Raw genomic sequence first — 12,487 nt, forward strand, 5'->3', positions numbered from 1 at the left:
TCTATAGTAGTTAGTTTTCCACCTTTTACCACTACTTTTCCTGCAATTATAGTGTAATCAACAGGAGATTTAAAACCTAGTGTTCCTAATATTGATTTAGGATCATATTCTGCTCCTATAAATTCAATTCTATTAGAATTAATCATAAATAAATCTGCTGCTTTTCCCACTTTAAGCTCACCTAAATCTTTTCTTCCTAGAACTCTAGCACTCCCCTTTGTAGCTAGTTTTAAAATATCATATCCAGTTGGTGCCTTATTACTCCACTTTGATCTATGAAGTAAATAACAAACTCTAAGTTCTTCTAATAGATTAGATCCATCATTACTAGCACTTCCATCAACAGCTAGTCCTACTGGAACATCTAAATTTATCATTTCAGGAATTCTAGCAATACCTGATGATAATTTCATATTTGAAATTGGACAATGCGCTACTCCTGTTTGTGTTTTTGCTAAAACTTTAAGCTCATCTGTATTAAAATGAATACCATGTGCATACCAAACATCGCTACCAACCCAATTAAGAGTATCCATATATTCAAGAGGTCTCATATTAAATCTTTCAAGAGTATATTTTTCTTCATCTATTGTTTCAGCTAAATGTGTATGAAGTCTTACATTATATTTTCTAGCTAAAGCAGCACTTTCTTTCATAAGTTCTGCTGTAACATTAAATGGTGCACAAGGTGCTAGAGCAACTTGTCTCATTGAAAATTCACTAGCATCGTGATATTTTTTTATTACTCTTTCTGAATCATATAAAACTCTATCCATTCTTTGTACTACTGAATCTGGTGGCAATCCACCATCTTTTTTACTTAAGTCCATACTTCCTCTTGACGCATGAAATCTTATACCAAGTTCTTTAGCTGAATTGAATTGTTCATCAATAAGTGTTTCCTCTGCATTTTGAGGAAATAGGTAATGATGATCAAAACAAGTAGTACAACCGTATTTCATTAACTCTCCCATTCCAACTAAAGAGCTATATCTTACTGATTCTGAAACTACACCCTTCCATATTTCATATAATGTAGTTAACCAATCAAAAAGTTCTAAATTTTGAACTTGTGGTAAGTTTCTAGTAAAGGTTTGAAATAGATGATGATGACTATTTACTAGCCCAGGATATACATACATATCTTTTGCGTCTATTACTTCATTTGCTTCATAAATCTCATTTCCTATATACTTTATAACACCATCTTCAATATATAAATTCACATTTTCAAATAAATTATCATTTTCATCACAAGTTATTAAAGCTTTAATATTTTTTATAAGCAAACTATTTTTCATAATAACCCCTCCATATTTAATAAATTAACTATTTACAATGGATATTAATAATTTTATTCTTCTAAAGACTTTTTAGTTGCATTAAATATTTTTTGATATCCTGTACAACGACATAAATGCCCTGATATTTCTCTTTTTATCTCTTCATCATTGTATGTCTTCCCACTATTTACAAGAGCTGTAGTAGTAAGAACTAAACCTGGAGTACAAAATCCACATTGTACAGCACCTTCATCTACATATGCCTTTTGTACCTTGGATAATTCTCCATTTTTCTCTAAACCTTCTATAGTTAAAATTTCTTTTCCATCTGCCCATACAGCCATATATATACATGAATCTATTGGAACTCCATCAACTAATACTGTGCAAGCACCACATTCTCCAACAGAACACCCTCTTTTAACTCCAGTATAATGAAGTCTTTCTCTTAATACATCTAAAAGTGTTTCTCTTATATCAACTTCTATATTATTTTTTTTCCCGTTTATTGTTAATGAAATCTTCTTCATATATTCATTATTCATTAACTGCACCTCCTGCTCTCTTAATTACTTCTATAATTCCTCTTTTAGTTAATTCTTTTATTAAATGCTCTCTAAAATCCTTTGAACCTCTCCAAGAATTTCTTGGCTTTGCATCTAATAAAGCTTTTTCTGATATTTCAATAATATTAGCCATATCCACCTCAATACCCTTAGCAAACTCTTCTGCTTTTAAACATCTTATTGGTGTTGGTGCTGCTACACCTAATGAAATTCTTAAATCCTTAAATTGGTTATTTTCAATGGCTCCTACAACAGAAACTCCTAGCATTGCAATATCCATAGCTTTTCTGTTACTAAACTTTATATAATTTCCTTTATAACCTAAATAATCTTTTTTTCTTATTATTATTTTTACTAATATCTCATTTGGAAGTATACTTACCTTTCCAGGTCCTAAATAAAATTCCTTAATAGGTATTATTCTTTCTTCATTTTTTGTTCTTAGTAAAAGTTCTGCATTAAGTGCAAAAAGACTTGTTGAACTATCTGCTGAAACAGCACCATTACATACATTTCCACCTATGGTTGCCATATTCCTTACTTGTGGTCCACCCATGGAAACTGCTGCTTCTGATAGTACATAAATATTTTCATTTATTACATCACTTCTAAAAACATCACTAAAAGATGCCATTGAACCAATTTCTATATCCCCTTCATCATTTAGTGTTATTTGCTTTAATTCTTCTATATCTCTAATACTTAATAATTCAACTCCAGCAAGATCTCCATGATGTAATTTTATTAATACATCTGTTCCCCCCGCAATAATCTTTACATTTTCTTTGTTATCTAAAATTTCTAAGGCTTCATTTAATGTTTTAGGTTGGTAAATATTATTTATATCGAACATATTTCTTCCTCCTTATATTAAGCCAAGTTCTTTAAATTTTTCAAAAACTGACTGAGGATTCATTGGAATTTTATTAAAGGCAACTCCTGTTGCATCAAGCACAGCATTACGTATTGCTGGTGCTGGAGTTATTGTTGTATTTTCGCCAAGTGATTTTTGTCCAAATCCTGCTGCTGGTTCATACTTCTCTATAAATGCAGAACCTATTGCAGGTGTATCCATTATAGTTTGAAGCTTATAATCTAATAAATTATTATTTAATGGTTTACCGGTTTTTTCATCAAAAAGCATTTGTTCAGAAAGAGCATAACCTAATGACATACTAACACCACCGTCAACTTGTCCTTCTGCTAATTTATGATTCAATATTATTCCTGAATCATGTACGTTATAAATTTCTAAAACTTCTATTTTTCCTGTTTTCATATCCACTTCAACTTCTGTAAATGTTACTCCATAAGCAATAGAATTCACTCTAACATTTACTGAAGTATCACTTGTTATCGGTGCATATTTTATTCTGTCATAGTATGATTCCATAGCAACTTCTTCTAATGTGCAAACAGTTCTGCCTAATATTTTTTCTACAACGCTACAATTTTCTAAGTCTAAGGCTTCTTTTTCTAATCCACATTTATGTCTTGCAAATTCAAGAACTTTATCTTTTACTTCTAAAGCTGCTTTTTTAACAGCTGCTCCAGATACAAAACTTTGTCTTGATGCATAAGACCCAGTATCGAATGGTGTTATATCAGTATCTTGGTTACTTATTACATGTACCATATCTAAAGGAATTCCTAATACTTCCGCCACCATTTGTCCAAATACAGTATCACTACCTTGTCCTATTTCAGTAGCCCCAATTTGTAATTGAACTGAACCGTCTTGATTCATAACTATTCTTGCACCGGCTGGCTCTAAAGCTACTGGATGAGTTCCACTAAAATAGCTAAAGCATGCCATTCCTAGCCCTCTTCTTTTATCTCCCTTTTGATTTTTATAAATTTTCTTCTTTTCATCCCAATTTATTAAGTCTCTTCCCTTTTGTATACATTCAGGAAGTGCAAAAGCTCTTGCAATATTTTTACTAACTGGTTCTACATAGCCTTCACTAATTAAATTCTTTAATCTAAATTCTATTGGATCCATATTTAATTTTCTTGCTATATCTTCAACATGGCTTTCTATAGCAAAAAACATTTGTGGTGCTCCATAACCTCTCATGGCACCTGCTACTGGTAAATTAGTATAGACTGTTTTTGGTCTATATTTTATTGAATTAAAATTATATAATGGTCTAAATTTACTACCAGCACTCATAGTAACTGAATGTCCGTGAGATGCATAAGCTCCATTATTAACTAAATTATCTATATCTAATCCAAGTAATTTTCCTTCCTTAGACACAGCTGTTTTAAATTTTAACTTCATAGCATGTCTAGTTCTGGTATCAATAAAACACTCTTCTCTATCTAATGTATATCTAACAGGTCTACCATTTACAGCTAGGCTCATTGCTACTGTTAGCGGTTCCAAAACTACATCTTGCTTATTTCCAAAGCCGCCACCCACATATGGCTTAATTACTCTAATTTTTCCCCAAGGAATTCCAAAAGCTTGCCCTACAATTCTTCTTACTATATGTGGTATTTGTGTAGATGAAACTACTATAATTCTTCCTTCACCATCAACATAAGAATATGCACTATGATTTTCCATTTGGCAATGTTGTACTATGCTAGTTTCAAAGGTATCTTCAAAAATTTCATAAGCATTTTTAAAATCTTCTTCAACATTTCCAGACTCTGATCCCATTTCACTTAATACATTATTTGGTCTTTCATCATGTATTGCTGGTGCTCCCTCTTTAATTGCATCTTCTGATTTTAAAATATGTGGTAAAACCTCATATTCTACCTTTATAAGCTTCAATGCTCTTTCTGCTATTACTTCATCAATTGCTATTACAGCTGCTATAGCATCTCCTACAAATCTTGCTTTATCAGTTAATATAAGCCTATCTTCAATATCTCTATGACTTGCCTCTAATGACCATGGATGACCTGCTGTAGCAAATTTTATTTTAGGGAGTTCTTTGTGAGTTATTATTGCCTCTACTCCTTCTAACTTACTTGCTTCACTAAAATCTATATTGACTATTTTTGCATGGGCATAAGGACTTCTTAAAACCTTACCAACAAGCATGTCCCTCTCAAAAAAATCATCAACATATTTTGCTTTTCCTGTAACCTTAGCAACCGCGTCAATTCTATTTATATTGCTGCCTATTACTTTATAAGTCATTGTACACCTCCATAAAATTTTTATTCCCTTTTATATTTAGTATTTATATTTAAATATCCTGTAATATCATTTATAGTATATGGATATTTTATATGCTTAAATTATAAATAAATGCTTTATCTTTTATTTTAAAAGCTTATATTCATCAATTTTTCTATATAAGGTAGCTATTCCTATGCCTAATTTTTTTGCTATTAACTTTTTATCTTCTGTTGTTGTTCCGTATAATTCTAATGCTTTTTTTATTTCTATTTCTTCTAATTCCTTAAGAGGAATTATTTCTTTTCTATCTAAAGTAATATCTATTCTATCCCTTGATAAAATATTTTTAGGTATAACTTCTTTGTCTATTACACCATCTGTACCTATCATATTAACTATAAATTCTATAGTATTTTCTAATTCTCTAACATTACCAGGCCATGAATATCTATAAAAAGCTTTTTTTACATCCTCTGTTATTACTATGTTTTCAAAGCTTTTGTCTAACAAATTAGTATATTTATCTATAAAAAATTTAATTAATAATCCAATATCATCTATCCTATCCCTTAAAGGAGGTATATCAAAAGGTATTACATTTAGTCTATAATATAAGTCTTCTCTAAATTTATTTTCTCTTATTAATTCGCTTAAGTTTTTATTGGTAGCTGCAATTACTCTAACATCTATATCAATTTCTTTATTTGATCCAACTCTAGTTATTTTTCTTTCTTGTAATACTCTTAGTAATTTTGTTTGTAAATATATTGGCATATCACCTATTTCATCTAAAAAAATTGTCCCCTTATTAGCCAGTTCAAATTTTCCTATCTTCCCCATAGGATCTGCTCCTGTAAAAGCACCTTTAACATAACCGAATAATTCACTTTCTAGTAATGTATCTGGTATAGCGCCACAATTAATGGCAATAAAAGCCTTAGATTTCCTGTTTCCTTCATTATGTATTGCTCTAGCAAATACCTCTTTACCTGTACCACTTTCACCAGTTACTAATACTGTAGATGTAGATAAAGCTATTCTTTTTACTTTTCTTTTTAAATCTTGCATTATAAGAGTTTGTCCTAAAATATTTTCTGTCTTAATTGTATTTTTTATATTAGTGTATTCTGAAATATCATCTCGAAATCCCTTATAGTCTCTAAATACAAATATTTTATCAAACTGATTATCATTTAATCCCATAGGAAATATGTTTCCTATAAATTGATAACTTTGATTTCCTATAGATACTTTATATATCTCCATTTGGAATAAACTATCTCCAGTACTTTCAATAGTTACCTTTGAAGCAAAAAAATTATCTACATGTTTAATTAATTCAACACCTTTTGAATTTATATGAGTTACTTTGTCATTTTTATTTAATACCATTACTCCTTGATCCATTTTATCGATAATTAAATTTAAAGATTTTAATACTACATCTTCTCTTTTTCTTTGCAAATTTTCATAAGCAGCTGTACTTATAAATTCAGCTATTTGCTCCATAAATGCTTTATAATTATCAAATTTTTCAAGTATTTGTTCTTTTTGCTCTTCATTAAAACAAACAAGACCTAAAACTCCTATTATTTTACCTTGAAATTTTATAGGAGTACTCATTTCAAATAATTCTTCGCATTTACCTCTTTTTATACAATTTCTACATATACTGTCTTTTCCCGGCTCTGTTATAGCTTTAAATTCTCCACTTTTTAATACTTCCCTATAAGCATAGCCTTGTTTTGATATGTCTTTATCTATTCTATTTTTATATGCACCTGTTGCAGCTATTCTAATTAAATTTTCATCAACTACTTCAACATCAACACTTAATATTTTTTCAACTATATTTATATATCTCATTACCGCACTTTGAATTTCTTTTAATATGGATGACATATCTAAACACCTCTTTTTCTTTTATAGCCTTAATTCACTTATATATTTATAGCAAGTTATATGCCACTTTAATTATATAAATTAAGAGATGCATAGGTTTTTATCTAAAGAAAAAACTCCTAAAGGAGCTTTTACTTTTTATACAAATTTTTATATTATTATTAAATTATGCTTATAACATATACTCTATTATGGAGCTGTTAGAAAAGCTCCATAATATTAAATATATTAACCTTCTATTTTACTTCTTTCAATTTCTTCATCTTCAATACTTTGTTTTGGTAATATTGAATTTAGTAGTATAACTGCTATAGTAGTTATTACAACTGGTGAACTTCCAAAAACCATACTTACTCCACTTGGAAAAGCATCCAAAACACCTGGAACTTGTGTTACACCCATTCCTAAAGCAACAGAAAGACCTACAATAGTAACGTTTCTACTTGATAACTCATCTTTAATTATTATTTTAATTCCAGTCATTGTAATTATGGCAAAAACTATAATATTAGCTCCACCTAAAACACTTTGTGGTATAGTTGTAATTAAAGCTCCAAATTTTGGAATGAATCCTGCAACTAACATAAAAGTAGCAGCTATCATAACTATAAATTTGCTAATAACCTTTGTCATTGCTACAATTCCAACATTTTGACTGTATGTTGCTGTTGGAAGGCCTCCAAATAATATTCCTATGGAACTAGCTATTCCACTTGCTATTATCCCTCCGGATATTTCAGTATCCTTTGCATCTCTATTTAAACCACCTTCTGTTATAGCAGAAAGATCCCCTACAGCTTCTACAGAGTTAACAATATATATTACACTAATTGCAATTATAGCTGAAGGTACAAATTTAATTCCAAAAGGCATTATAGTTGGAATTTGTGCCCATGATGCTTCTATAACAGGAGTAAAATCAATTCTTCCTAAAAATAATGCGCCCATATATCCTACTATTATTCCAACTAGAATAGATGCTAATTTAAAATATCCCTTGGTAAAGTGGTTGCAAAATAATACAACCATTAAAGTAACTAATGACAACATCCAATTTATAGGTGATCCAAAATCAATTGAATTAGCTCCACCTGCCATATATGTCACTGCTGTAGGATATAAGGATAATCCTATTGAAAATACAACAGTTCCTGCAACTAATGGTGGAAATAATTTTCTCATTGGCTTTAAAAAAGCACCGAATATTATGGCTACCAAACCACCCACCAATTGTGCACCAAAAATAGCTTCAATTCCATAATTTAATCCTATGGCAATTAAAGTTGGTACATAAGTAAAACTTACACCAATTACCATTGGTAATCCTGATCCTATTCTCCATAAAGGATATAACTGCATTAATGTAGCTATTCCAGCTATCAAAAATGAAGATTGAACTAAAAGAGTTGTGTCACTTGTGCCAAGTCCTGTTGTTCCTGCTACTATTAAAGCTGGTGTTACGTTACCAACTATCATAGCAAGTAAATGCTGAAGTGATAATGGTATTGCTTTTTCTAATGATGGAACTCCATTTAAATCAAAAACTGAAGTACTTCTCTCTACTCTCTTTCCTATTTGTATCATAGTAATTTATTCCCCCTCATGTAAATTAATTTAATTCAATACATCACTCGAGAATCTATGATAATTATCAATATACTTTTTCTCATTTTGATAATGATCTTATTCTTACTTCATTAGTAATTTCTATAGTATATTTATCCTTTAACTTNTATATTCTTCTTTTAATTTTCTATTTTGCTTCTTTCATTATCTTCATCTTCAATAGTTTGTTTTGGTAATACTAAATTTAATACTATTACTGTTATAGTTGTTATTACAACTGGTGAGCTTCCAAATACCATATTAACAGTGCTTGGAAAAGCATCTAAAGCTCCTGGAACTTGAGTTATACCCATTCCTAATGCAACAGAAAGACCAACAACGCTTATATTTCTACTAGATAATTCATCCTTAATAATTACTTTTATTCCTGTCATAGTAATCATTGCAAAAACTATTATTGTAGCTCCTCCTAAAACACTTTGAGGTATAGTTGTAATTAGAGCTCCAAACTTTGGAATAAAGCCTGCTATTAACATAAAGACAGCCGCAAGCATTATTATATATTTGCTTACAACCTTAGTCATAGCCACTATTCCTACATTTTGGCTATATGTTGCTGTAGGTAAACCACCAAAGAATGCACCTAATATACTTGATACTCCATTTGCCATTATTCCTCCTGATAATTCATGATCATAAGGTTCTCTACCTAAGCCACCTTCTGTAGTAGCTGAATAATCTCCTACAGCTTGAACAGAATTAACAACATAAATAATAACCATTGATATAATTGCCGATACTTCAAACTTCATATCATAATGAAGTGGTGTTGGTACTTGTATCCATCTAGCTGCTGATATTGCAGTAAAGTCTACTTTTCCTATAACAATAGAAAAAATATACCCTACGATTATTCCTACTAAGATAGACGCAAGCTTTACATACCCTTTTGTAAAATGATTGCAAAATAAAACCACTATTAAGGTAACCATTGCTATTATCCAATTTGTAGGTGAACCAAAATCAGTTGCAGTTGCTCCACCTGCCATATACCTTACAGCAGTTGGGTATAATGATAGACCAATTGTAAAAACAACAGTTCCAGCAACCAATGGTGGAAATAGTTTTCTTAGAGGCTTAATAAATGCACCAACTATTATAGCTGCAATACCACCTACTAGTTGAGCTCCAAAAATTGCCTCAATTCCATAAGCGGATCCTATTGCTGTTAAGGTTGGTACATAAGCAAAGCTTATTCCCATAACCACAGGAAGGCCAGCTCCCAATTTCCATACGGGATATAATTGCATTAATGTAGCTATTCCAGCCATAAATAATGAACATTGAACTAATAGAGTTTTATCACTTAAGTCCATTCCTGTAATACCTGCAACTATAATGGCAGGTGTAACATTTCCAACTATCATAGCAAGTAAATGCTGAAGAGATAATGGCATAGCTTTTTTAAAACTAGGTATACCGTTTACATGAAATATGGAAGTGCTCCTACTATTTTTCTTTTTCATCTCTACCATAAAAAATATTCCCCCTCATGTAATAAATAATTTTATTAGTACATAATCTTTCAATTATGCCATTATCAAATTGAAAAGCCTTTCTCAAATTGATAACAATACTATTTTTAATAAATAATAGTATTAATTTTTCACATAGCTATATGTTTTTCTTTTTAAAACTAAAAAAGCCTTTAATGTTTCATTTATTATCTAAGCAATAAATGTGCCAAAACATTAAAGACTTTTTTTATTCATATTTCTTCATTATTCTAATTAATTATAATCAAATTAATCTTAAAATGATAAGGAATACTATTATAATTCCCTAAATTACTATTAATTCTTTGTTTGTATCATATTAATAAAAATTATCATTTTGATATTAAAATAACTATATTAATTTAATATTTTCTTACTTTTCTGTTTATCTTCAAAATAAGATATTAGGATTGATATTAACATAAGAAATACTCCTATAAATAATATAGGTCTATTGCTATCAATAGGACATACTCCTGGAGGTAATACTCGTCTAATAGCATATATTTTATATAAACCATATATAAATGTACATATAGCTGCAATAAATATAATATTAGAAAAATTCATTAACTTCTTCATTTTGTTATCCTTTCAAATTACTTTTTAGAAACATAATATCATAAAATAATAATTATTAATACTATTTTTTATATAATTCATTATAAACCCTTAAAACTTCCCCAACTCCCCAAGCTTGAGAATAACAGCCTCTACTTGTAGCTGGGAAATCTCCATCAAATATTTCTGCTATTCCGTTAATACATCCATCCCTCATATGATCTTCAAATACAGCTAACATTTTCTTTCCTCTATTCTTTGACTCTTCATCATAGTTATTTACCTTTAAATAAGCTGTAATAAAAGGTCCTATTAAAAAACTCCAAGTTGTTCCCATATGATATGACAAATCTCTATTTATAAGCTTTCCAATATATTTACCTTTGTATTCTTTATCTATAAATGATAATGATCTTAATCCATAAGTTGAATATAAGTGCTTATAAACTGTATTAACTACTAGCTTTTCTTTTTCTTTTGGTAATATAGAAAAAGGTAGGGATACAGCCCATATTTGATTAGGTCTAATTTTATCATCCTTTTCATCAATAACATCATACAAACAGTTTTTTACATTATTCCAAAACTTTTTCTCAAAATTTATTTTAACTTTTTCTTTTAGTTTGCGATATCCTAAATCCTCTTTATTAAATTTAATTCTTAGTTCCTCAATTATACATAGTGCATTATACCAAAGGGCATTTATTTCAACTGGCTTTCCATGTCTTGGCGTAACTACTAAATCTCCAACTCTTACATCCATCCAAGTTACTTGATCATAGCCAGAGCCTGCAAATATAAGCCCATCTTCATCCATACCTATAGAAAATAATGTTTCAGTTGAATATGCCTTAAAAATCTCGACTAATTTATCATATATTTTCTCCTCTATATACTTATAATCTTCCTCTTCTCCTGTATACTTTAAGTACTTATAAACAGCTTGAAAATACCAAAGGGATGCATCTACAGTATTATATAACGGTTCTGTATTCTCATCTGGAAATAAATTTGGTACTAGTCCATTTCTTATATACTTTGCGAAGGATTCTAGTATTTCTCTAGCCTCTTCATATCTCTTTGTACATAGTACTAATCCTTCAAAGGCTATCATTGTATCTCTTCCCCAATCAGTAAACCAAGGATACCCAGCTAAAATTGTTTTAAGGCCCGTACTATTTCTATTTACAATAAAATGATCTGCAGCCTTAACTAAATTACAACCAAAATTTTCTTTATATCCTGCTTGTAAAACTAATTTATTTACTCTTTCCTTATATTCTTTCTCTATTTGGAATCCATCTTTATTTATTTCATTTTCTATAGAACAAATAATATACATTCTTTTAGTTTCCATAGCCTTTATGCTTATATTTACTTCATATGGAGTATAATGATTGTCTAAACCCAAAAAGCCAGTCCTATTTTCTATATTGTAATAATTATTTTCTTCATACAAATAATTAGGAGTACTTATGTTCATAGGAATTAATCTTCTATTATAAAATTCACCTTCTGAAGCTTCAAAAAGAATTTTTACATCTTTATTTTCCTCTGGTATTAATATTAATTTATTATCTTTTAGCTCTTCTGTAAATTTTAACCTAGATTTTTCTATTGCATCTCCAGATAATCTATAGTTAAATACAGGTACTATCTTAAAATTAATATCTTCTATACCATTTTCTATTTCATAACAAACAGCTACTGTATTATGACCATAATCCATAGATATGCTCTTTTTAATATTTACATCTTCAACTCTATAGTTATATTCTGGAATAGAATCAAAAGTAAATCTTTCTAAGTATTTATGGCCATTCTTTGAAGTATTTATGTAATTTTGCTAAAAATGGTAATCCAAATGGAGATGATGTTGATGGAAGTAAAATGCAAGAATGGAAAACTTATGAT

Annotated in this window: 9 protein-coding genes; all 9 read right to left on the reverse strand. The window is 29.6% G+C overall.

Annotation, left to right across the window (positions count from 1 at the left end):
• Positions 1-1,301 (reverse strand): 8-oxoguanine deaminase (locus HUJ77_RS12895; protein ID WP_291709247.1); only part of this gene is annotated, 1,301 nt, incomplete at its 3' end.
• A gap of 53 nt (positions 1,302-1,354) precedes the next feature.
• The gene (xdhC, locus tag HUJ77_RS12900) at positions 1,355-1,828 is read right to left on the reverse strand and encodes a xanthine dehydrogenase subunit XdhC (RefSeq protein WP_291709249.1); all 474 of its coding nucleotides are present in this window, start codon (positions 1,826-1,828) and stop codon (positions 1,355-1,357) included.
• Positions 1,821-2,702 carry a xanthine dehydrogenase FAD-binding subunit XdhB gene (xdhB, locus tag HUJ77_RS12905; RefSeq protein WP_291709250.1) on the reverse strand — a complete coding sequence of 294 codons (882 nt, stop codon included), beginning with the start codon at positions 2,700-2,702 and terminating at the stop codon, positions 1,821-1,823. Before xdhB ends, xdhC begins: the two co-directional genes overlap by 8 nt.
• 12 nt (positions 2,703-2,714) lie before the next feature.
• Complete coding sequence (gene xdhA / locus HUJ77_RS12910; protein ID WP_291709251.1) at positions 2,715-5,006, reverse strand: xanthine dehydrogenase molybdenum-binding subunit XdhA; 2,292 nt, start codon at positions 5,004-5,006, stop codon at positions 2,715-2,717.
• A gap of 123 nt (positions 5,007-5,129) precedes the next feature.
• Positions 5,130-6,890 carry a sigma 54-interacting transcriptional regulator gene (locus HUJ77_RS12915; RefSeq protein WP_291709254.1) on the reverse strand — a complete coding sequence of 587 codons (1,761 nt, stop codon included), beginning with the start codon at positions 6,888-6,890 and terminating at the stop codon, positions 5,130-5,132.
• Positions 6,891-7,118: 228 nt separating this feature from the next.
• Positions 7,119-8,474 (reverse strand): nucleobase:cation symporter-2 family protein, encoded by a 1,356-nt coding sequence (locus HUJ77_RS12920; RefSeq protein WP_291709256.1) that lies wholly within the window; start codon positions 8,472-8,474, stop codon positions 7,119-7,121.
• Between the two features lie 161 nt (positions 8,475-8,635).
• Entirely contained in the window at positions 8,636-9,991 is a 1,356-nt protein-coding gene (locus HUJ77_RS12925) for a nucleobase:cation symporter-2 family protein (protein ID WP_291709258.1), read from the reverse strand.
• A gap of 378 nt (positions 9,992-10,369) precedes the next feature.
• Positions 10,370-10,594 (reverse strand): hypothetical protein, encoded by a 225-nt coding sequence (locus HUJ77_RS12930; RefSeq protein WP_291709260.1) that lies wholly within the window; start codon positions 10,592-10,594, stop codon positions 10,370-10,372.
• A gap of 61 nt (positions 10,595-10,655) precedes the next feature.
• Positions 10,656-12,410, reverse strand: coding sequence for an amylo-alpha-1,6-glucosidase (locus HUJ77_RS12935; RefSeq protein WP_291709263.1), 1,755 nt, complete (start codon positions 12,408-12,410; stop codon positions 10,656-10,658).
• Positions 12,411-12,487 lie beyond the last annotated feature (77 nt).

It is taken from the genome of Clostridium sp. (assembly GCF_021443865.1).
Taxonomy (GTDB): Bacteria; Bacillota; Clostridia; order Clostridiales; family Clostridiaceae; genus Clostridium.

Excerpts from the sequence above, each read along its gene's own strand:
- HUJ77_RS12915 (WP_291709254.1), bottom strand. The coding sequence starts at position 6,890 with ATGTCATCCATATTAAAAGAAATTCAAAGTGCGGTAATGAGATATATA.
- xdhC (WP_291709249.1), bottom strand. The coding sequence starts at position 1,828 with ATGAATAATGAATATATGAAGAAGATTTCATTAACAATAAACGGGAAA.
- xdhB (WP_291709250.1), bottom strand. The coding sequence starts at position 2,702 with ATGTTCGATATAAATAATATTTACCAACCTAAAACATTAAATGAAGCC.
- HUJ77_RS12920 (WP_291709256.1), bottom strand. The coding sequence starts at position 8,474 with ATGATACAAATAGGAAAGAGAGTAGAGAGAAGTACTTCAGTTTTTGAT.
- HUJ77_RS12925 (WP_291709258.1), bottom strand. The coding sequence starts at position 9,991 with ATGGTAGAGATGAAAAAGAAAAATAGTAGGAGCACTTCCATATTTCAT.
- xdhA (WP_291709251.1), bottom strand. The coding sequence starts at position 5,006 with ATGACTTATAAAGTAATAGGCAGCAATATAAATAGAATTGACGCGGTT.
- HUJ77_RS12930 (WP_291709260.1), bottom strand. The coding sequence starts at position 10,594 with ATGAAGAAGTTAATGAATTTTTCTAATATTATATTTATTGCAGCTATA.